At 68.5% G+C, this 20,297-nt stretch carries 19 protein-coding genes and 1 pseudogene; 9 read left to right on the top strand and 11 right to left on the bottom strand.

What is annotated here, in order from left to right; translation table 11 throughout:
* Positions 1 to 36: 36 nt before the first annotated feature.
* Together ABT186_RS36430 and ABT186_RS36425 are read left to right on the top strand one after the other, a co-directional pair.
* A complete protein-coding gene (locus tag ABT186_RS36430; RefSeq protein WP_351928747.1) occupies positions 37 to 1,476 on the top strand; it encodes a DUF6177 family protein in 1,440 nt (479 codons plus the stop codon).
* Positions 1,477 to 1,602: 126 nt separating this feature from the next.
* Positions 1,603 to 2,283, top strand: a complete 681-nt coding sequence (locus tag ABT186_RS36425) for a DUF6308 family protein (RefSeq protein ID WP_351928745.1) — start codon at positions 1,603 to 1,605, stop codon at positions 2,281 to 2,283.
* Between the two features lie 646 nt (positions 2,284 to 2,929).
* On the opposite strand, the gene ABT186_RS36420 is transcribed toward ABT186_RS36425, so the two are convergent.
* Positions 2,930 to 4,033, bottom strand: coding sequence for a beta family protein (locus ABT186_RS36420; protein WP_351928743.1), 1,104 nt, complete (start codon positions 4,031 to 4,033; stop codon positions 2,930 to 2,932).
* A gap of 198 nt (positions 4,034 to 4,231) precedes the next feature.
* Here ABT186_RS36420 and ABT186_RS36415 point away from each other — a divergent pair, with 198 nt between their 5' ends.
* From ABT186_RS36415 to ABT186_RS36405, 3 genes are all read left to right on the top strand, one after another.
* Positions 4,232 to 5,503, top strand: coding sequence for a hypothetical protein (locus tag ABT186_RS36415; protein WP_351928741.1), 1,272 nt, complete (start codon positions 4,232 to 4,234; stop codon positions 5,501 to 5,503).
* 132 nt (positions 5,504 to 5,635) lie between these two features.
* The gene (locus tag ABT186_RS36410; protein WP_351928739.1) at positions 5,636 to 6,802 is read left to right on the top strand and encodes a hypothetical protein; all 1,167 of its coding nucleotides are present in this window, start codon (positions 5,636 to 5,638) and stop codon (positions 6,800 to 6,802) included.
* Positions 6,799 to 7,107 (top strand): hypothetical protein, encoded by a 309-nt coding sequence (locus tag ABT186_RS36405; protein WP_351928737.1) that lies wholly within the window; start codon positions 6,799 to 6,801, stop codon positions 7,105 to 7,107. Before ABT186_RS36410 ends, ABT186_RS36405 begins: the two co-directional genes overlap by 4 nt.
* A gap of 31 nt (positions 7,108 to 7,138) precedes the next feature.
* Here the strand turns inward: ABT186_RS36405 and ABT186_RS36400 are convergent, their stop codons facing one another.
* Positions 7,139 to 8,572: an ATP-binding protein gene (locus ABT186_RS36400; protein WP_351928735.1), complete on the bottom strand. Its 1,434-nt coding sequence runs from the start codon at positions 8,570 to 8,572 to the stop codon at positions 7,139 to 7,141.
* A gap of 283 nt (positions 8,573 to 8,855) precedes the next feature.
* Positions 8,856 to 9,239 carry a DUF6177 family protein gene (locus ABT186_RS36395; protein ID WP_502973438.1) on the bottom strand — a complete coding sequence of 128 codons (384 nt, stop codon included), beginning with the start codon at positions 9,237 to 9,239 and terminating at the stop codon, positions 8,856 to 8,858.
* Between the two features lie 421 nt (positions 9,240 to 9,660).
* Here ABT186_RS36395 and ABT186_RS36390 point away from each other — a divergent pair, with 421 nt between their 5' ends.
* Together ABT186_RS36390 and ABT186_RS36385 are read left to right on the top strand one after the other, a co-directional pair.
* The gene (locus ABT186_RS36390) at positions 9,661 to 10,086 is read left to right on the top strand and encodes a DUF433 domain-containing protein (RefSeq protein WP_351928733.1); all 426 of its coding nucleotides are present in this window, start codon (positions 9,661 to 9,663) and stop codon (positions 10,084 to 10,086) included.
* A gap of 396 nt (positions 10,087 to 10,482) precedes the next feature.
* Entirely contained in the window at positions 10,483 to 11,550 is a 1,068-nt protein-coding gene (locus tag ABT186_RS36385) for a sugar ABC transporter substrate-binding protein (protein ID WP_502973437.1), read from the top strand.
* Positions 11,551 to 11,606: 56 nt separating this feature from the next.
* Here ABT186_RS36385 and ABT186_RS36380 read toward each other — a convergent pair whose 3' ends face one another.
* Positions 11,607 to 11,990, bottom strand: coding sequence for a hypothetical protein (locus ABT186_RS36380; RefSeq protein ID WP_351928731.1), 384 nt, complete (start codon positions 11,988 to 11,990; stop codon positions 11,607 to 11,609).
* A gap of 688 nt (positions 11,991 to 12,678) precedes the next feature.
* On the opposite strand from ABT186_RS36380, the gene ABT186_RS36375 reads away from it, so the two are divergent.
* A complete protein-coding gene (locus ABT186_RS36375) occupies positions 12,679 to 14,841 on the top strand; it encodes an ATP-binding SpoIIE family protein phosphatase (RefSeq protein WP_351928729.1) in 2,163 nt (720 codons plus the stop codon).
* A gap of 135 nt (positions 14,842 to 14,976) precedes the next feature.
* On the opposite strand, the gene ABT186_RS36370 is transcribed toward ABT186_RS36375, so the two are convergent.
* On the bottom strand, positions 14,977 to 15,384 hold the full coding sequence (locus ABT186_RS36370; protein ID WP_351928759.1) for a L,D-transpeptidase: 408 nt from the start codon (positions 15,382 to 15,384) through the stop codon (positions 14,977 to 14,979).
* Between the two features lie 9 nt (positions 15,385 to 15,393).
* Between ABT186_RS36370 and ABT186_RS36365 the strand changes: the two genes are divergently transcribed.
* Positions 15,394 to 15,525: a hypothetical protein gene (locus ABT186_RS36365; RefSeq protein WP_351928761.1), complete on the top strand. Its 132-nt coding sequence runs from the start codon at positions 15,394 to 15,396 to the stop codon at positions 15,523 to 15,525.
* 467 nt (positions 15,526 to 15,992) lie between these two features.
* Here the strand turns inward: ABT186_RS36365 and ABT186_RS36360 are convergent, their stop codons facing one another.
* From ABT186_RS36360 to ABT186_RS36335, 6 genes and pseudogenes are all read right to left on the bottom strand, one after another.
* Positions 15,993 to 16,400 (bottom strand): hypothetical protein, encoded by a 408-nt coding sequence (locus tag ABT186_RS36360; RefSeq protein ID WP_351928727.1) that lies wholly within the window; start codon positions 16,398 to 16,400, stop codon positions 15,993 to 15,995.
* Between the two features lie 129 nt (positions 16,401 to 16,529).
* Entirely contained in the window at positions 16,530 to 16,916 is a 387-nt protein-coding gene (locus ABT186_RS36355) for a nuclease-related domain-containing protein (protein WP_351233759.1), read from the bottom strand.
* A 33-nt stretch (positions 16,917 to 16,949) separates the two neighbouring features.
* A pseudogene (locus tag ABT186_RS36350) lies at positions 16,950 to 17,255 on the bottom strand (integrase core domain-containing protein); the annotation flags it as partial.
* Between the two features lie 515 nt (positions 17,256 to 17,770).
* Positions 17,771 to 18,334, bottom strand: a complete 564-nt coding sequence (locus ABT186_RS36345) for a GNAT family N-acetyltransferase (RefSeq protein ID WP_351928725.1) — start codon at positions 18,332 to 18,334, stop codon at positions 17,771 to 17,773.
* Between the two features lie 45 nt (positions 18,335 to 18,379).
* A complete protein-coding gene (locus ABT186_RS36340; protein WP_351928723.1) occupies positions 18,380 to 19,549 on the bottom strand; it encodes a sugar-transfer associated ATP-grasp domain-containing protein in 1,170 nt (389 codons plus the stop codon).
* A 10-nt stretch (positions 19,550 to 19,559) separates the two neighbouring features.
* Positions 19,560 to 20,285, bottom strand: coding sequence for a hypothetical protein (locus tag ABT186_RS36335; protein ID WP_351928721.1), 726 nt, complete (start codon positions 20,283 to 20,285; stop codon positions 19,560 to 19,562).
* Positions 20,286 to 20,297 lie beyond the last annotated feature (12 nt).

Genomic DNA, 20,297 nt, shown 5'->3' with positions numbered 1-20,297 from the left:
GGCAGTAGCGCCGTCCGCTCTGAGAGAAAGCAGCACATGCCCCAGGACGTCATCACCCTCACCCCGCAGATGCCGGACATCAAGACGCTGCTGGCCGCACTCCACGCCGGCGGCCCCGACCTGCGCGTGAACCGTGCGGCGGGAGGAGCCGTCGCCCAGCTCTGCACGGACGACGGACGGCTCCTGGTCTCCGTCGAAGCCCCCCGCTACCTGCAGGTACCGGGCGAGACGGCGCGACTGCTGGGGCCCGGAGTTCGGACGGAAGGGCCAGTGTGGTGGACCGAGGTGCGGGCGACCACTGGGATCGCGGATGCCGGGCGGCTCGCCGGCTCGGTCGCGGGGCGGTTGGCGACGCTGCTCGGCGGCACCACATGGCCGCCCGAGGCCGCTCACACCGACGTCGTGGCCGTCCTCCCCGCCATAGACGACACGACGGTCCCGTCCGCGGGCGTGGACGCACTCAGCGACATAGACGTGTTCACCGACACGGGTGCCATCGTCATCCATGACCGCCCGGTCGTTGCCGCCACGACATGGCTGACCGAGGCGCTGCGAACCGTAGGACTCGGTCGACGGGAACTGTGCATCGTCACTTCGCCCCGTACCCGGCTGACCCTGCCCACCCGTACCGCGCTTGAGCACACACCCGCACGCTGGGTCGTACGCCATCCCGAGAACGGCTACTACGACGGCCTCTCCGGAGCCGTACTGCGCTGGCACGACGGGCACTTCACCCCGGCTGTCGACAACGGCCCCCGGACCGCGGACGCCTTCCAACCCGCGCTCGGTACCAGAGGTGAACGGCAGTTGCTGCTGTCCATCCGCACGATCCACCCCGCCCACGAGCACCTCCTGCTCGGCGGCGCTTTGGAAGACGCCTGGCAGACCCTCACCGGAGCGCCGCCGGCCGGATGGGCCACCGCCGAGCCCGTCAACGTCCCTTGGTCCCCAAGGCAACTGACCGACCTGGCCCGCAGCCGCGCCCGCCAGTCCCAGCCGACCTGGGCTGTCGCCGTAGGCGCCCCCGACCGCCCCGCGATCGCGACCTTGCGCATCGCTCACACCCCAAAGGGCGTAGAGGAGCACATCACCCTGGCTCTGGGCTATGCCGCCGACGAGACGGCACCGATCGAGCTGCTGCCCAAGCTCGCCGAGGCCCTCGCGGCCAGGCACAACCTCGCCACAATGATCAGTGAGCTGCGTGCGGCGCGCGCGGACCTGACGACTCCGGCTCACTACGAGCCACCGCCGATCCCCATCTCCCTCACCCTCGGCTTCGACGCCGTAGCCGAGCTCGGCATCAGCCATGCCAGCAACGCCCTGCCGGACAACGCCCCCACCCAACTGGGCCCGGCCGCTCGCCCCGCCCTGCACTACCCGCTCGGCGACGGCACCGACCCCGCCGCCTGGCAACGCCTGCAACAAATCAACGAGCACCTGCAGCGCGGAAGCGGAGCGGCTGTGCGGCCAACCTGAAACCCCCGCGCACGCGGCCCCAGTGGCCCGCTGGGCAGGGGTAGTAGCTGTGAGCCACGCATGGTCGCCGCCGGTGTACCGTGCACCGCGCACACCACCACTGGCAGGGCACTTGGGGGCTGCGCGATGACCGAACTGAAGATCCCGGAGATCTACTGGGACGACGAGAACGCCGTACACCTGCTGGTCGAGTACTTCACCCGCCGACGCTCAAGGGGCGACCTGTTCTACTCCGGCGCGCACTTCGAGCGCCTGGGCGGGGGCGGTGACGCCGAGCACGTCGCCGACCGCTTCGACACCAACGACTTGGTGGCCATCACCATGCTCAGCGTTTCCCTTGAGCCGCACGGAGCGATCAACTTGCTGACCGATCCCGACGGGCACTGGACGCAGCTGCTGTCGCTCATCCCTCGCGACGCCCGCTTGGAGGACGCTGGAAGCGATGCCTTCGTAGCAGAGGGCGGGCCCGCGTGGGAGCTGTGGGAACGCCTGGCCGACAAGAACCACCCGAACAAGCCCGACGGCAGCGGCCCGGTCATCGCCGGCAAGCTACTGGCCCGCAAGCGTCCCCACCTGATCCCGATCTACGACATCCGCGTCAAACAGCTCTTCCAACGGCCGAAGAACGATCACTCCTTCTGGGCCGCCCTGGCAGCGGCCCTGCGGGCGGACAACGGCACCTTCTACGACCAGCTGGTCAGTCTCCGTGACAAGGCAGGCATCGGCGAGGACATCGGCGTCCTGCGCGTATTCGACGTCATCGCCTGGATGCACCAAGGCAGGCAGAGCCAGGCTGCATCGACCTGAACTGCCACGGCCACGCGCTCCGGCCACGCGCGCATTGGGCTCCTCGCCGATCGACGCAGATCCTCTGTTGGCCGACGACAGTGGCTGGGCTGCTTGCCCGCAGGAGGGTGCGACGCCGCAACGCGGGAAGACCGCGTCCTGGCCGAAGAGCCGACCCAGCCCTTGATTGCGGCTCCCGCCCAAGACTCGAACCTGTAGCCAAGCGCCGACCGCCTACCGGTTCAACCGGACAACCGTCTGGACCACGAGCGCCCTCTATCAGCGGCTTTCCCTGTCCCCATGCTCCTAGTGCCCCGCCCAGGAGAACCCTCTGCGCAAGCAAAGCTGCCGGTCAGGCCGCATATGTCCGCTTGACACCTGAAGGCTCGCGATACAACGACCTGCTCCCTCTCAGGCATCGCCGAAGGTCAGAAACGTGTTTGTCCACCTGGTGACCGTGCGCAGGTTCATCCCCACCCGGAAACCCGCTGGAGGGGAAAGCTGCCCAGGCTGGCTCGCCCGGCGCGCGCAATACGATGTCTCTCTGCCAGGTAGACGCGATGCCCATACTTTCGGCATCGTCCCTATCCTGCCCACCAGACCCCTGGCCCTGGCGCAAAGCAACGCCTGCTGGTCGTGGAGGGCCCGTTTTCGCGCCTTCGGTGCCTCACAAAGCGCCTGTCACCAGCCGGGCGACGAAGTCCATGTGCTGCGTATGGCCCGCCTGGAGCCACGTCTCGGCATTGCCGGAGCCCTTCGAGCCGTCACCGTACGCGCAGTCTCGCAGCCAGCGCTCACCTTCGGCGTGGCCCGGATCGCCGAGTTCGCGGAAGCCGTTGTGCTCGACTATCCAACGAGCCTGGGCGCGTACCCGAGAGACGTGGTCGGGACCCCTGGTCGGTGCTCGGGCGATGAGGAAGCCGTCCGGTGTGGTGTAGCGCAGCAGGCTCCAGCCCGGGCCTGGTTGCCGGACGGGGGCGGTGTTGGCGCTGCAGGCGTGCTCCACGGAGTAGTCGCCGTACACGATCCTCCTCGCCAACTCCGGGCGGGCGGTGCGCACCAGGTGGTGCAGCCACCAGTCGTGGCGCACGGCGGTACGGGTGGGTTGCACGTCGATGTCGTCCATGACCCGGGGGAAGGCGCCGGCGGTGAGGACGAGCGTGCGCCACGGGACGAGGGCGCCGAGGAGGTCGATCGCGATGAGGGCGGTCTTGGCGGCTTCCCCGGCGTCCGTGACCGGCCCGATGTCCAGAATGAGGTCGAGGCGGGAGGGTGGCAGGCACAGGCGGTCGATCAGGCCGAGGAGTTGCGGGCGGAGGCTGCCGTGCGGGTCCGGGGGCTTTTGGAGCGGGAGCCGTATACCGAGGCTGCGACCACTGAGGAAGGCGAGGTCAGCGGCGTAGCGCTGGTGCCTCGGGTCGCGCTCGGGCCCGGTGACCAGGCGCAGGCGGCTTCTGACGGCCAGGTGCCACAGACTGTCCGCGGACCCGTGGATCAAACGCTCGACATGGGCCGCGTCGACCCAACCGGGATTGTCGCCCATCGTCTCGATGAGGTCGTCCATGCGCGGGGTGAGCCAGTCTCTCAGCAGGGTCTCGTCGGTCTCCGGGTCGGAGACCGGAGGTGCGTCCCGAAGACGTTCAGGCCCGACACGCGGTACCACGGTCCACAACGGCTCGATCCGGTGCCTCACCGACACGTCCACGTGTTCGTAGGCCCGCCTGGCGGCTCGGGTGGTCGGCAGTACCGGTACATAGACGGTTCTGACCATCGCGGCTCCCCGTCGGTCCCGCAGCATGGGCGTATCGCACCTGATCGAAGGGTGCGGGGAGAGCTTTCATGACGAAAGAGGGCCATTCAGGCCACGGCGGCGGTTGGAACCGAGTCGGCGCGCCCGCGCACTCACCCCGACGAGGGCTGTCCTCGACATCCGGTCCGCGTCCCACCCTGCTCTGCCAGACTCGATGGCATGCCGAAGAGCCGTGGCCGCCGCAAGCCGGGTGGCGGCAAGAAGCCCGTACGCCGTTCGCCGCATCCTCTGCGACTGTCGGATCGTGTCCTGCGGGAGGCCCGAACGCTGCATCTGGAAGACAGGAATGTCCTCGCGGTGGAGGCGTGGGCGAGCAGGTGTCTGGGCGAGGCGTGGCTGGCCGCCGGGATGATGGAGCGCGAGCCGGAGCAGACGCTGTGTCTTGAGGTGGTGGGCCGGGCTTCGACGACACCGTCTCCGCATGGCCTTGCCGCCGTGGCCGCGCTGGAGCGGGTCGGCCCGCCCGACAGCCGCTCCGTGCTCGGCGAGACGGTGGAGATCCTCGTCGGATCGCAGCCGCTGCCCGCCTGGCACGCGGCCGCGCCTCACCGCCCGGTGCGTGCCTGGCGTGCGGTGGATGTGTGGGACAGCGAGCGGGTGCTGTTCGTCGAGTACGACGGTCCCGTCCCGCACACGCTGATGGCGCAGATCAGCGAGGTCGGCGTCACGATGGTCGACAAGCTGGCGCTGCTGACGCCGGCGGCGGTCGAAGCATGGTCGGCGATGCGGGAGGACGGCGAGGTGCCGATGCCGCCGACCGGACAGGACGCGGGCGAGGTGCTCGCGGATCTCGCTCTGGCGCTGCGACTGACGGACATGACCTGGCCCCGCCAGGACGACGAGGACGTCGTCGCCCTGCGGGCCCTGGCCTGGGCACGCTGCCGAGACCACCTGCCCGACTGGCCCGAACACCAGCCGCTAGACGAAGCCGAACGCGCCCGTCTGCTGGACGCGTTCACCGCCTCCCGCTCCGATGCGGCACAGGAAGCCGACACCGTCAGGTCGCTGGCCGATCTGTTCCTGGACTACGGAGAGAACTACCTCAGCCGCGGTCCGCTGTGCTGGAGCCCCGGCCAGGTCGCCGGCTTCCTGGAGGACTGGCTGCCCCGCAAAGCCGTACTCGATCAGGAGCACCGAACGCTCTTGCCCGCCGTGCTGACGCAATGGGTGGCTTTCGCGCTCACCGAACGCGGTGTCGAGGAGCCATGGATCTCTCCCGTCATCGCCGCAGTCGATGCGTACACGTCCGCCTTTCGCGCGGCCGTCGACGACGAGGAGGCGTGGGGTCCGGCCAAGCAGATCTCGGCCGCGCTCGCCAGGCGGGGCGTCGACCTCACCGACCGCGATGCCGTCGACGCCGCCGTGCGCACCCTCAACGCCGAACGGCTCGCCCGGCAACTCACGGGTCGGCCCCGGCCGTCCGGCTCCTGACACATGCCCCAGCCAGACGCGTGCCGCGCTCGCAGGCGGCGGCTCGCGTTGTACGGCAGAGACTTGAAGAGTAGGCAGGAAGAAGTGGACCAGAGCGGTTCCGCCACGACGCCTCCCCGAGTCGGGAGGCTGGTGGCACGGAGCGGGGATCTCAAGAGTGAGCTGGTGGCGTTCGCGCAGGGGCCGCGCTTCGCCCGGCGACTGGATGCCCGGCTCGACGAGGCCGAGGACCGACTCGGCTTCCTGGACGAGGCGACCGCCATCCAGACGATCGATCACTTCGCGCTGCAATACCGGCTGGCGGACGGCTCCACAGTCGTCGAGCAGTTCGTGGCCCAGCGGCGGCCGCCGCTGTCGGAGGACGAGCGTGCGATGCTGCTCGGCTGGCGTGACGTGGTCGAGGGGCTCTTCGAGGTACAGGGCCTCGATCGAGGCGCCGCCATCCTGCACAACCTGCTGGACGACCTCGTCTACCGGGTCCACTCCAACCTGGGGCGGCGCGCTCTGGGGAGTCTGCGCAAGGGGATATTCGTTGCCGCGCGCATCGTGCCCGTCCACCCCCACACCGGCGCCTGGATGGTCAGCGGCAACCTCACCACCTACCCGCCCGGCGACGGTTCGCAGTTGGCGCAGGTCGCCGTTCGGACCCTGGTTGTCAGTCCGCAGCTGCTGCGCCGCAATCCCGAGATGCTGCGCAGGGCCTGGGAGATGCAGGCCGAAGCCCGTGCCGACTTCGTCGAACTGTTCGGCACCGACCTGCTCGTCCTGGACCCGGCAGAGACGCAGGTCCGATTGCGGGAGTATCACCGTCACCGGCAGGAGAAGGCCCTCGCCGGACTTGACGACGAGGCCGCCGCGCAGGCGAGGAACAGCGGGCCCTCGCTTGACGAACTCAGCAGCCTGCCCGAAGAGCTTCTCGACGCGGACGACGTCGCTGTGATCTGTGACGAGACCGAAGGCATCTGCTACTACGCCGACTTCGGCCGCCTCGACGCGCTGTTCGCCGATCCCGCTCTGGCCCATAACCGCACCTACCTGACGCAGCTCCGGGAGTATTTGAACGACGACTCCGTCTCCCCCATGGTCATCCGCCGCCTGGTCCAGCGGCATCCCAAGAACGCCGACGCCGTGTTCCGCGCGCTCCTGCGCAAGCCCGCGTTCACCTGGGAGCGGGATGGGGAGGAACTGCTGCGCCGTCGCAAGAAGAGTCACTACACACACGAGCCCCTGCCAAGCATCACCCCCCTCGGCACCCGCCTCGCGGAACTCCTGCGCGCGGAAAGGCACCACAGACGATGAGGCCCACCACTACCGCGCTCGCCGCCATGGTCGCGGAGGCGATCGTCGATGCCTGCGACGAGTACGAACAACTCGCCGCCCTCCATGCAGTCATCGAGGACCGCCTCGCCCTCCCGTTCGACACAGTCGTGCTCGGCGTCACCGTAACCGTCACCGCCGTCCAACTCCGGTCCGGCAGCGGCATCGTCGCCCTGTGCAGGCGCGGTCGACACCGTCACGCGGTCGGCCTCCTCGACCTACCGCTGCCCGAACCCGCGCCTGAGGGGTGGGCCTGGGTTGAGGCCTACCGGCACTGGGCGTCCTGAGCCACGTACCCCATGCCTCACCGTCTCTCCGCTACTGCCAGGCGCGGACCAGATCTTCAGGCCCCCAGTGGGCCGCAAGCGGCAGACTGCCGACGACACCGCTGCGGGACACCGCGACCAGCGGGGTGTCCCGCCCCGTACCGGGCACCGCGAGCACGTCCCGAGCCAGGGCGTCGTATTCATGTCGGCCGAACGGCTGGGACTCCAGCCACTTGATGGAGCCGACAAAGTGCACCGCGCCCGCCACGGGTTCACGGTCGGTGCCGACCAGGTCGATCTCGGGGTTGTTCTGCCGGTTCCACCAGCCGCCGACCGCCTCTGTCTCCGGCCATCGCTCATCGGGCAACAGCCGCAGCAGCGACTCGCGGATGAGCGGCTCGACGGCACGCCCCCGCCAAGTGGTCCAGGACCGCTCGATGCGCTCCAGGGCAAGATCGCCCCGGCCGCGCTCGATGAGCGGGATACCCCGCTGCAGGAACGCCAGCCAGAAACGCAGATACGGATCGGCGATGCGGTAGCGCTTGTTCTTGGTGTCGGCCTTCGCGGACAGCGGCAGGTCGGCCGCCAGAACCCGCTTGGCCTGCAGGGTGTTCAGCAGCGGGGACAGCGTGCCCGATGGCAGGGCACCTGTTCCCCCGGCCTGTGCAGCGATGGTGGAGAAGGTCCGCTCGCCGCTGCCTACCGCCTCCAGCACCGCCCGCGAGTGCGACGCCTCTGGGAACTCCCCCAGCAGCGACAGCTCACCCGCCACCAGCAGCGGAGACAGTGGATTCGCCACTGCCTCGCGCAGGAAGTCCGCCCGGCCCGTCCCTGGCCGCCACGACTGAACGATTTCCGGAAAGCCTCCCGTGATCAGCAGCGCGTCCACCGCGTCCGCCGCATCCAGCCCGGTCATGGCCTGCACATCGCCCAGGTGCAGCGGCCGTACGGTCATCTTCGCCGCCCGCCCGAAGAACGGGCGGCCATACGACTGCAGCGCCTCCATCACCGACATGTCGCTGCCGACCAGGATGAGCAGGACCGGCTTGGCGGACAGGTGACGGTCCCAGACGGTCTGCAGAGCCCCCTCGAACTCCGCGTCCTGCTCCACCAGCCACGGCACCTCGTCGATCACCGCGATGCTCGGGGCGTCGTCCGGAACCGCGACGGCCAGTGAGCGCAGCGCCTGATTCCAGTCCGCGGCCTGCAGCCCGGCCACCAGCTCCGCCCCCGGTAGGACGGACTGGGCGAGCGCCCCAGTGAAGTCCGCCCGCTCGGCCACGGCGTTGCGGCCCCGGGTCGCCTGGAAGACCACGTACGGAACCCGGGACCGGTCACAGAACTCCTGGACCAGGCGAGACTTCCCCACCCGGCGCCGCCCGGTCATGATCACGGCCCGTCCACGGGTAGCACCCGCTCCCTTGATCACCAGGCCCAGCTGTCGAGCCAGCAGATCCAGGTCAGCCACCCTCCCTTTGAATTCCACAGGTGGCTCCCCTCTCGACCAAAACACAGTTTCGATATTACGTAGATTGAATCTTACTTAGATGTTAGCTCGCTTCCTGTGCCGGCGTGAACCCGCCGGAAAGCTTGGACGGGCACGCCACACCATTTCGGGCTGGGGCAGGTGGCCCACGTCGGTCCAACCAGAGAATCCCGCAGGTCACAGCGGGTCCGGCGCGACCGGCCCTTGCTCGCGGCTCCTGCCGGGGCCCGAACCTGCGGTCAATCGCCGCCGACCTGCCGATTAAGCCGGACAACCGTCTCGATCACCAGCTGCCCGCCCCCGCCCAGCGGTCCTTGCTCTGCCCATGCTCCGAGTGCCCCGCCCAATGGTGGAGCCTGCCCACCTCTGTACCGTGGCTTGTCAGACGCCCGTCAGGACAGCGCGGTAGTACCTTCAGCACGGACGCCGCCGAAGTGGGTTGAGCAGTTCCACGTGCACGCATGGTCCGGCTGCCGACGATGTGCAGCATGGTCACCGTACGGAACGCGATGGTCAACTGGCGTTCCCGCGTAGACGGGGACTGAGCCAGGTTCGTCAACTGGTGTGGTGACCAGGCCAGGTTGACCGGCTCGGCGGAGCCCCAGCCGGCTGGCGGCGCGCCTGTCAGGTGTCGCCAGGCCGTTTCCAGGCCACGGCCGAGGACCAGGGCAGCGCCGGGGACCAGGTCAGCGCCGGGGACGCTACGCCGACCCGCCTCGTAGCGGTCGGCGAACGGACCGCCCGGCCATCACCACACTCCGCACCACGCGCACGACCACCGGCGTCGCCCAGGACATCACCCTCACCCTGGCGTACACCTCCGCCGCGGACATCCCGCCCGCATCCGGGACGCCACGGAGGTAGTGCGGAACACCTTCGGCGACGAGTACGGGCTGGCCACACACCACATTGCAACGGACTGCTCGGAAATCTTCGCGGAGTGTGCGGACGGCGAGCTGGCTCGGGCGCGCGACGGTCAGTGACCGATCCGCAAGGTCATCACGGACTATCTCCACTACATCAGCTGGGAGCCGGGCGAGCAGTACCCCTACAGGCTCCGGCTGCGCCAGTACCCGGACGTCGCACCAGTGATCATCGACCCTCGCTTCGGACGGGGCGCTCCGGTTGTGGACGGACCGAACATCCAGGTGGACGCCATTGTCGGCATGCGGAAAGCCGGGGAGTCGCTCGAAACGGTCGCAGCAGAGTACGGGCTGTCTCGTGACCAGGTGGAAGCGATCTGCCACGTCGCGACACGAGACGAGCCGCCTGAGTTTCTCGTGGACCGCGACCTGGGATGCGCTTCGGCTATGGCCCCGGAGTCGAGGTCTCATGCGCGGTTGACAGGGGCTGCCTTCGTACCTGGCTTGCCACACCCTCTCCCGTCTGTCTCGCCTCGCCACGGGCGAGGGTGGAGCATGGGCATTAACGAGCGAGGAGGCTCGTCACGCAATCCAGAGGCATGGAGTACGAACCTGGCGGTACTCGCCACTCCCGTCGCATGCCGCGGATGAGCGCGACGGACCGCTGAGCACGGGGCCATCGAGCAGCACCGGACATGCCCAGGACACAGTCGTCGAGGCGGAAGGCGAACGGGATCACACCCCGGCGGCGTGATCGCCTGTCGGAACCACAGTCCCGTGCGCCTCGACCTGACCCGACCGTTCGCGGTAAGCGTGAGCAGTCGGTCACCGTGTGCGTCGGCGAACCGCTGATCGTGGTCTGCGAGGTGACGGCTGCCGGCGCGTCTTTCTCGTCGCGGCGATGTCGGCGTCGGGACCGCGCCGGACGGCGTCGGCAAGAAGGCGTACAGCGAAATCGTCGTGCCACCGCGCGAGCCGAGCGCCCTGCGGCCGAGCCCGTGGGGGTCGGGAAAGGTTTGTGACGTGAAGAGCGACGCGAAGACCCGTATGCGGAGCATGACCATCGCCGTGAGCTTGGTGCTGGCGGTGGCCCCTGGGGGCTGCGGAGGCGGCGACGTGGCATCCGAAAGGGGAAGCTTCACTGTCGGCGTACTGCTCCCCTCGGTCGGGTCCTCTCGCACTGGGCAGTTCGACAAGCCCTTGATCGAGAAAAAACTGAAGGAACTGTGCCCGGGCTGTCCGGTGCAGTCCGCCGACGCCAAGGACGATGTGACCGTCCAGCGGCAGCAGATCGACTACATGCTCAGCAAGGGGGTCGATGTGCTGATACTCATGGCCGTCGACCCAAAGGCGCTGCGCTCCTCGGTCGAGGCTGCGCACCAGCAGGGCGTCCCGGTCGTCGCCTACGACCGGCTCGCCGAAGGCCCGGTCTCGGGTTACGTCACCTTCGACGGCGCGCAGGTCGGCAGGGTTCAGGGCCAAGCGCTCCTCAGGGCCATGGGCACCCATGCGCACGGCGGCCAGATCGTCATGATGAACGGCCCCCCGACCGACCCCAATGCAGGATGGTTCAAAAGGGGCGCGCTGCCCGTCCTCCGGGGCAGAGCGAAGATCGCCAGGTCCTACGACGACATCGACTGGCGGGAGGATACCGCCCACACCAACATGTCCGGAGCCATCGCCGCCCTGGGCGGGAAGAACATTGATGGCGTGCTGGCCGCCAACGATCACCTCGCCGGCGGTGTAATCTCCGCCTTCAAGGTCGCCGGCATCACACCGCTACCGCCCATCACCGGCCAGGACGCCGACCTCGTGGGTGTGCGGCGCATCGTCGGGGGCGAGCAGTACATGACCGTCTACAAGCCCTTCAAGCCGGAGGCCGACGCCGCCGCCACCATGGCCGTCGCCCTGGCGCGCGGCGAGAAGCTCGATAACCTCGCCGATACCAGGGTCAACAACGCCTCCACCAAGGACATCCCGACTGTGCTGCTCCATCCGGTCCCGGTGACCGTCAGCAACATCAAGGACACCCTCGTCAAGGACGGCATGTACACGATCGGCCAGATCTGTATCCCGGAACTCCGGTCCGCGTGTGATAAAGCCGGACTCACATAGGCTCCAGAGCCAGACGCACCACCGAGCAGGCGCTGCCCGGCGGTGCGCCCACGGCCTCAGGACGCCTCCTCCGTCTCCTGCTCGCCCGCGAGCGAATCGAGGAACTTGCTGTCCAGATAGGCCCGTTCCCCGTCCCCGCCGATCACCTCGACCGTCTTCCCGTCGAGCTGCGGCATCCGTGAGCGCACTTCCATCGGGCACAGCAGCCACAGCCCGTGCGGGTCGTCGGCAGGCCGGCGGGCCGCCGCCTGCAGACGGACGAGGGTGTCGTGGCCGCCTTCGTCCCAATACCGGGCGAGCAGGCCCGCGTTGTGCAGGAACAGCACCGTGCGCGGTGCCGCTGCGCGAGCCGGCAAGCGGGCTTCGACGCGGGGCCAGACGACACGGACGAAGGACGCGAGGCCTCTCTTGATCTGGCCCGGGGCGGCTGTGCTGTCCAACGACCGGGAACCGACCCATGTGGAACTTGAGTCGGCGCTCGCCGAGGCACGCTTCGACCTGAGCTACGACGCCAAGTCGTCGTTCCGGGAACCGGACTCGCAGCCTGGTGACGAGTTCGGCGACCGTGATGCCGCGGTCCTCGTATGGTTGCCGGTTGACGTCCACGAGACCACCGACTCCAACGCGGGTGGGAAGAACGCCGCGTGTTCGACCCGCGGCGCGGCCTGCGCGGCGTCATCCCGGAGCCCTACCGCGGCGGCTACGCCCACAGCGCTGCCCTCTCCCAGGCACTCGCCACCGGCATCGCAACCGAACTGGCAAAACGCCTGCCGGAGACCGCCGACCCCGACGCCCCCCGCCGCCTCCGCCAGGTCTCGCAGGGTGACGGGCTTCCCGACAAGCCCTCGCCGCTGCCGAACCCAGTCGACCACGAGATGCCGCTTCGGAGACACCGTCCGCGTCCGCAGTGGCCCTCACCGAAGCCGCCGTCACACGCTGATCCGTGCGCGGTAGGGCTGCCGGCTCCGCAGCCCGGCGCCTGCATCGACCCGGACGTCCCCTGCGGCGCAGGGACCCCGGACGGATATGGACCGGCAGCAAGGTAGCGTTTAGTGTTATTTGCCTGCTTTACGGGCCATCTGTCACCGTATGTGCAGGACCGCGACCCATGAGTGAGCAGGAGACGAGTTGGCACCTGCGACAGCCAGAGCCGGGAGCCACCCCCGGCGGCCGGGGCTGGGCTTTCCGGCCGCCTCGTACAAAGCGCTGCGAGGCGCGGAGACGCTGACGCTGGCTCTCAAGGCCACGGAGTGCCTGGACGGCCGGGGCGCGTTCCTGCACTGGTGCGATCCTGCTGCTCGCCGGCTGCGCCTGGTTGCGGCCAGCGGATTGGCTGCGGAGAGCGCCGAGGCGTGGGCGGATCTCTCCGATGAGCAGGACGCGGCGCCCGCACGCGCCATGCGGCGTGGGGACTATGCCTGGGTGGTCGGGGACAGCCTGAGCATTGGTTCAGCCGGCACGGCATCGGTGCCCCTCCTCGGTAGCGATGGTCCGATAGGTGTGCTGTCCGTGATCATGGAAGGGGCCGACGAGCCCGACGAGGTGCAGCGATCCTTCCTGCATTCGGTGGCGGAATGGGCCGCAGCCTGCCTGGAAGATCTGCCCGGCAGACTGCCCGTCCGTGGTTCGGCGGCCGGCTCTGAGCAGACGGTACGGATGGGCAAACTGACCTCGGCACTCGCCGAGGCGCTCACCTCCCGGGAAGTCGTACAGGCCTTCGCGGCGCATGTCCTGCCCCCATTCGGCGCCGACGGGCTCATATTCTGGGTCCTCGAAGGCGGCCGACAAAGTGTGGTTGGCTCCGCCGGATACACACAGGAATTCCTCAGCCTGCTCGACGGGATACCGGTGAGCGACTACCCCGTGGCCACCGACGTGCTGGGGAATCGCACTCCCCGGTTCATCGAATCAGCCGCAGAGTACTGCCGGCGCTATCCAGCGCTGGCGCATATCCCATCGGCGGCCAAGAAGAACGCGTGGGCGTTCCTGCCCATGATCGCCTCCGGGCGCTCCATCGGCATGTGTCTGGTGTCTTTCGCCCAGGCGCGTTCCTTCAGCGACGAGGAGCGTACGCTGCTGACCGCGTTGAGCGGTCTGGCCGGCCAGTCGGTGGGGCGCGCCCGGTTGTACGACGTGGAGCACGCCCGGGCACAGGGGCTGCAGCGTGGCCTGCTTCCCCGGACACTGCCCCGCCTGCCCGCCGCCTGCGCCGCCGCCCGTTACCTGCCCGCGGGCCGGGGCGAGCAAGTCGGTGGGGACTGGTACGACGTGATCCCGCTGTCCGCGGACAGGGTCGCCATGGTGATCGGCGACGTCATGGGACACGGCATCCCCGAAGCAGCCACCATGGGCCAGCTGCGCACCGCAGTGCGCACCCTCGCCGACCTGGACATACCCCCTGACGAGCTGCTCAGTCGTCTCAATGACCTGGTCAGCGACCTGGGCGAGGACTGCTACGCCACCTGCCTGTACGCCGTCTTCGACCCGATCACCCGGGTCTGCTCGTTCTCCCTGGCCGGTCATCCCCCGCCGGTCGTCGTCCATCCCGATGGCACCGTCCACAGGCCCGACCTGGCCGCCGACCCGCCGCTCGGGGCGGCCGAGCCACCGTTCGAAACGCACCAGCTGCTTCTGCCTGAAGAGAGCCTGCTGGTCCTGTGCACCGACGGGCTCGTCGAATCCGCCACCCAGGGCGTCGACCGAGGACTGGCCCGACTGCAACAGATCCTCGCCCAGCATGCGGTGCACATCTTCACGGCGCGGAACGAGGTCGACGACGTCCAGCACCTCGACGACCTGTGCGACGCAGTGGTCTCGGCTCTGCTACCCGACCATGGCCGGACGAACGACGACGCAGCGCTACTGATCGCCCACACCCGGGCGATCGACGCCGGTGATGTCGCCTCCTGCGTCCTACCGGAGGATCCCCGCGCGGCCGGACAGGCCCGTGAATTCGTCCGCGCGCAACTGGCCACCTGGGGACTGGATGATCTCGCGATCACCACCGAGCTGCTGGCCAGTGAGCTGATCGGCAACGTGATCCGGCACGCCAAGGGCCCCATCCGCCTGCGCCTGCTGCGCAGCAGCTCCCTGACCTGCGAGGTCTACGACAGCAGCCTCAGCACCCCGCGCATCCGCCACGCCGCCCACACCGACGAGGGCGGCCGCGGCCTGCAACTCGTCGCCGCCCTCTCCAGACGCTGGGGCGCCCGCTACCTCCGCGACGGCAAATGCATCTGGACCGAGCAGGACATCCCTGTCCCGAGTGAGAACCCTGGTTCGGAGTGTTGACCAGGCCACTTGCCCACCTGCGGTCAGGCTGCTTGCTGGTACTCGTTGGGAGGCCGGCGAGTTGGCCACCGCCGGTGCCGGATGGGCGGGCAGGGTGCCCGTAGGTCCCGGCTTCGGCGCTGAGGCGTGGGGGCGTCAGGGACCACTCGGGCCGCCGGCGAAGCCGCCGGTGTTCTTGACGATCACCGTGTCGCCGGTCCGGCTGAAATCGTAGAAGCGGTGGGCGTCCGTCGTGCTCAGGTGGATGCAGCCGTGGGAGGTGTCGGCCCGGCCGATGGCGTGGTCCCAGGGCGCCGCGTGGACGAACACGCCGGAGCTGGTCAGGCGCACCGCCCAGTGGACCGTGAGGACGTAGTAGTTGGGATTGCGTGGATTGCACGTGATGTGCGCGCTGCACGAGGTCATCGTGATGACCGTGTCCTTGCCCAGCACGCGGAAGGTTCCGGACGGCGTACGGAAGCCGGGCTTTCCGAAGCCTGCGGTGAAGGTCATCACCGTACGGCCGTGATCCGTGACGGTCATCCGGTGGGTAGCCGCGTCGATCGTCGAAACGTGGCCCGCGGAGGCCGCCCGCGCGGGGCCGGCGCCAAGCGTCAGGACGGACGCCAGGGTGGCGGCCAGTACGAGCCGGGCGGTGTCACGAAGGTGTGGGCGTGGGACTTGGCGTTGATGGACCACTTCTGATCACCGCCGCTCTCTGTACAGACCAGAATATTCCGACCTCCCCTCCCCATCGGGGCAGCTTCGTCCCATCTCGCCGGGGCGCACCCGTCTGGCACGACCCGCCCAGCCCCGTCCCGGTTTCTGTCCCTGGTCTGAGCTGATCGAGCATCGAGGTCCAGAAGAGCCGCTGGTTCCCGCTCCAGCAAGCGCCCTTCTCCATCGCCAGTCCATGCGCCCCGCCAGGGACGCGAACCCGCGGCTGCGTGCCGACGGCCTATCGGCTCAGCTGCACCACTGTTTGAATGACCCCGTCACCAGCGGAAACGCTGAGGCCGGGGTCTTCGCGTTTGTGCAGCCGTATGCGGCCCGGAGCGGCCGTATGTCGGGGTCTGTGGACGAGGCGTGGACGGGATCTTGGAGCATCGTCGCAGGTGAGGTCCAGACAACGTCGCTGGACGGTCGGTCCACAGCACCCCGGTGTTCTCGAACTACCGGATGCTGGTAGGCATCGAGGCCTGGGAGCGCGAAGGCCGGGCAGCCAGAAGGAGAAGAAGCGCGAACGCGAGTTCGGCGAGAGCCACGAGCGGGAGGCCGTCGGTGGCGGTCGGGACGGTGGCGGCGAGGTGGCCGAGGGCGAGGAAAAGGAAGTCCAGAGACCAGGTCGCGGTCGGCCGACCGTAAGCACGGGCGAAGGCCCGGGCAGCGCCGCAAAGACATGCGACGACCCAGAACAGCGCCAGAGCGAAGGAGACATAGGTCATCCACGTCGCGCCGGGGCGGTCAGGTTCACGGGGGAAGGCCACAGCGATAACAGTGGTCCCGGCGAGCAGAACAAACAGCCAGATGGCCTCGACGATCAGGGCCAGACCGAGGGCGATGCAAGCAACCCTGCGCACCGGCGCTCCTCTGCGGAGGGATAAGGGAAGAAGGCGACGGAACAATAGCGCCGGAGACGGACCCTCAAGTCGTTCGGGGCCGCCCATGGCTCCAGTGGGAACGGCCGGCACCCCATCGGGATGCCCGGCTCAGGCTTGGTTCCAAGCCTGGCGATGGCGAGCAACGCTGTACACCTCCTCCACCTGGTCGGCCGTGAGAACGCCTGAGAGCGGAGCGAGTGCCGATACCTGGCGCTCCTGGTACACCCGGACATCGAGCTGCGTAGCGACCACCTTCAGCTCGGTGACACCGACGAATACGAGCACAGGCTCCACCGGTACCGGGAAGTCGCAATACCGCTCAAGCACTCGAGCGACCCGCTTGGCCTCCGCCCGGCTCTTGCGTGCGTAGGGCGCCGATTTCCCGTGATCGACTTTCACGGAATCGTCCCCGACCCATACGGCCCGCTTGTGGTGGTGCTTCGTATTGATGCTGAACACTCCACCAGGCCCGATCAATAAGTGATCGATATCCACTGGGTCTGATGCAGGTTTGGGTGACAGGTTCGGTCACGCGGCCTGGAGGGCCGGTGTGGTCATGACGGCCGCGAATTCGACGGGTGTCATCCGGCCGAGTGCGGCTTGTCTGCGGCGCCGGTGGTAGGTCCTCTCGATCCAGGACACGATCGCGATCCGCAGTTCTTCACGGGTGGCCCAGGTCCGGCGGTCGAGGACGTTCTTCTGCAGCAGGCTGAAGAAGGATTCCATGGCCGCGTTGTCGCCAGCCGCCCCGACTCTTCCTATCGATCCGACCATCCGGTGGTGGTCGAGGGCCCGGACGAACTTCCGGAACCGGCATTGTGATCCGCGGTCGCTGTCACCGTGGCTTCGTCCGCCGTCGGGGGGCCGTAGACGTAGACCACGTCCAGGAAGGTCCCCTCGTCGCCCTAACCTGCGGGTATGCGAACCGCGCGACGCCTCGCGGCGCCCGCCCTGCCCGGCTGTTGGCTGTGCAGCAGCTCGACGGGTGGGGCCGGCCGTCCAGCTGTGCGGTGAGCGAGTCCTCAGCGCTGATCGTCGCCGAGTTGGCGGCGAACGCGGTCACGCACGGGCGCGTGCAGGGTCGCGGGTTCCGGCTCACCCTCGGTGTCGAGGCCTCGGACACGCTTCGTATCGAAGTGGTCGACCCGCGAGGCGGCCGTCGGCCCCCTACCCGTCGTACGCCGGTCGCACCGAGGAGACGGGCCGCGGGCTGCTCCTCGTCGACGCGCCGACCGCCCGGTGGGACAGCGAGCCGTGGCCGCCGACTGGCAAAGTCGTGTGGGCGGAGATCGCTCTTGCCTGCCCTGTGATCCCCTCGGGGTCGCTGGGTCCGCCTGCCTGACGTCGTATCACCGTAGCGCCGGCCGTGATCCCGCCGCGTCCCGGCGGCTTGCATCAGCGGTGGGGACGGCCCGGGCCAGCACAGGCCCGGCGTCTTCCTCCTGGCTGTAACCGACGATCTCGAACCCGTGGGCGAGATGCCAGACGAGGCCAGGTCGGGCCCCGTCATCGACCGACATAGGGGTTCCTCGTCCCAGGATCTCGACCATGAGCGCGGGTGCAGGTGCGTCCTCCCTGCTGCAATCGGCGAGGCGTTGCTCGTAGAGCATCCCTCCCACACCCATTCCCCTGTATTCGGGGAGCACTTCGGACGAGCACAGGTAGACGCTCGTGGGCTGGACGGTCACTCCGTCGAGATCGACATAGCTGCGCCGGCAGCTCTCGTACCAGGACGTGCAGCCGATCACCCGGTCCAGGTACACGGCACAGAGGTACGTCTGGCCGACGGCGACTCGGCCGGTGACCCGTACAGACGCGAGGCTCCTCAGGGTGGCTCGGTCCGCGAACTCCAGGAAGCGGGGCGCTTCTGCGTCGCTGAGCCGCTCTATTTTTATGTCGCCCTTGTCGATCACCGCCCCCTCCCCTTCCCCTTGGTACCTCCCCCGCGCATCCCAGCCCTACCACCCGTCGCGGAACCGTGTCGTCCGGAACTCCTCCAGCATGGGTCTGCCCGGCATCAACTGGGGCACGTTCATGCCCCAGTTCGGGTTGCCCTCCAGCAGAAACGGGCCGCGGCTCGACAGTCCCACATCCCAGCCGACCGAGCCGACGCACGGGAACAGGTCGTGCGCCCCTATGCACATGCTGTGGATTTCTTTCGTGCGGGACGCGGGGAGTCGGTACGTGCACGGTCCTCGGCTCCTGCCTTGAGCGTCGAGCCCGTTCGCGCACGATCCGTCCTCGTGGACCAGGTGCGCGGTGCCCCCTTGTCTGCGGTTGGCCGCCACAGCACCCGGTCCGCCGCGGAACAGCACCATTCCCACGACTTCCGTCTGTCCCCGGAGCTTGGAGGTGACCACCCTCAGGGTCGGCAGCGCGGAATCACCCACCGTGACGAACCAGTCCTCCGGCCGCAACAATTCCTCGGCCACGAGGCGGCCGGACCGCGCGAGAGCCTCCAGCTCGGCTCCCTTCTCGTCCACCTCGACGTCCGGTTTCTCGTTCGCGTCGGCGTCCCGCCCGGGTTCGAACCGGTGGCATGCTCGGCCGAGCCATACCGATTCGCCTTGCAGGCCGTGACGGTCCTTGATCATCCACCTGGTTCCGGGCGGTACGGCGGGGTGGAAGAAGTCCACGGTTCGCGCGCTGTTTCCGGACCTCATCATCGTTTCCGGTCCGAGGTGAATCTGGTACGGGGCTTCGAGGCCTGCCGCCCGGAGCCGTCGGTTGCACTCCGCCTTGTCGTTGATCAGCCCGGCGGCGACGGCGCAGTTGTTCCAGTCGCGGTACTCGGCGCGGCGGGCTCGCGGCACGATTCCGCGCAGTGCGGCGAGGTCTCGCCTGCCGCACTTGTGCAGTGCCGCGAAGTCACGGCTGTCGCAGCTGGTTCTCAGTGCCATGAGCACGGCATCAAGGAGGGGGTGGTCTCGACGTATCGCCTGCTTGTGGCGCCATACGTCGACTCCACCCCTCACCCCGTAGACGATCGATCGGAGGGCATGGCCCGCGCTCCCCGTGCCGGTCGCCACGGCCATGGCCGCGTCCCAGGTGAGGCGTGGGGCGGTCTCCTCCGTCAGCTGCTCTCCATGGGCTCCGCACACGAATTCGGCTGCGAGCCTCAGAGGCATGGGACGAGCCCTAGTCACGTGCCACCTCACGCGAGATCTCCAGGTCGACATCCGACCAGCTGCGCAGGACCCGGTTCCTGATCGTCCGTGAGGTTGCCGACTCGAACTCCGCGACGACGCGGGACACAAGGGCTGAACCGGAGGCGTGCCCCGTGTCGAAGTAGCGGCGGAGCTGGGCCAAGCCCGCACGATCGAGCCCGCAGCGCACGAACGCTTCGTAGTTCAAACGGAGAAAACGGGCCGGATTGCCGACCACGAGTTCTCCTATGCCCACCGTTCGTGTCACTGCCGCTGCCATTCCGGCGAAGGACCAGTGCCCCATGACGGTACGGGGATGCAACGAGCTGCCGATTCCCAGGCCACTCCAGTCGAGCATGACACCGTGGCCCCCGACCGTACAGTTGACCGAGAGGGTCACATGAGAGCCGACACGGGAGTCGTGGGCCAACAGACTCCCGGCGCCGACGGAACTGTTGTCGCCGAGCGCCGTGATGTCCTGGACCGGGGCGTGCATGACGGAGTGTTCGCCGAAGTAGTTGCCCGATCCGATGCGGACCCGGCCGTTTCTTCGCCAAGTCGCGCCCAGCCGGTGAGCTTGCCGGCACGGTCCACCGATGACCGAGTAGGCGCCGAAGAAGTTGTCGTCCCCGATGACCGCCGGGCCGACGATCACCACGCCGGACTCGAAGGTGTTCCGCCGGCCCATCGCAACGTCACCGACAATGAGCGGCTCCATGGCGGCTGCCTG

Source organism: Streptomyces sp. NPDC001634 (assembly GCF_040298185.1).
Taxonomy (GTDB): Bacteria; Actinomycetota; Actinomycetes; order Streptomycetales; family Streptomycetaceae; genus Streptomyces.
Note: the sequence above shows the minus strand (reverse complement) of the source record. Positions and strands in the feature narration are given on the sequence as shown.

What these genes read in the sequence shown, in the direction of transcription:
- ABT186_RS36420 (WP_351928743.1), bottom strand. Translation starts at nt 4,033, where the DNA reads ATGGTCAGAACCGTCTATGTACCGGTACTGCCGACCACCCGAGCCGCC.
- ABT186_RS36340 (WP_351928723.1), bottom strand. Translation starts at nt 19,549, where the DNA reads ATGCCTCTGAGGCTCGCAGCCGAATTCGTGTGCGGAGCCCATGGAGAG.
- ABT186_RS36430 (WP_351928747.1), top strand. Translation starts at nt 37, where the DNA reads ATGCCCCAGGACGTCATCACCCTCACCCCGCAGATGCCGGACATCAAG.
- ABT186_RS36425 (WP_351928745.1), top strand. Translation starts at nt 1,603, where the DNA reads ATGACCGAACTGAAGATCCCGGAGATCTACTGGGACGACGAGAACGCC.
- ABT186_RS36335 (WP_351928721.1), bottom strand. Translation starts at nt 20,285, where the DNA reads ATGGAGCCGCTCATTGTCGGTGACGTTGCGATGGGCCGGCGGAACACC.
- ABT186_RS36385 (WP_502973437.1), top strand. Translation starts at nt 10,483, where the DNA reads ATGCGGAGCATGACCATCGCCGTGAGCTTGGTGCTGGCGGTGGCCCCT.
- ABT186_RS36415 (WP_351928741.1), top strand. Translation starts at nt 4,232, where the DNA reads ATGCCGAAGAGCCGTGGCCGCCGCAAGCCGGGTGGCGGCAAGAAGCCC.
- ABT186_RS36405 (WP_351928737.1), top strand. Translation starts at nt 6,799, where the DNA reads ATGAGGCCCACCACTACCGCGCTCGCCGCCATGGTCGCGGAGGCGATC.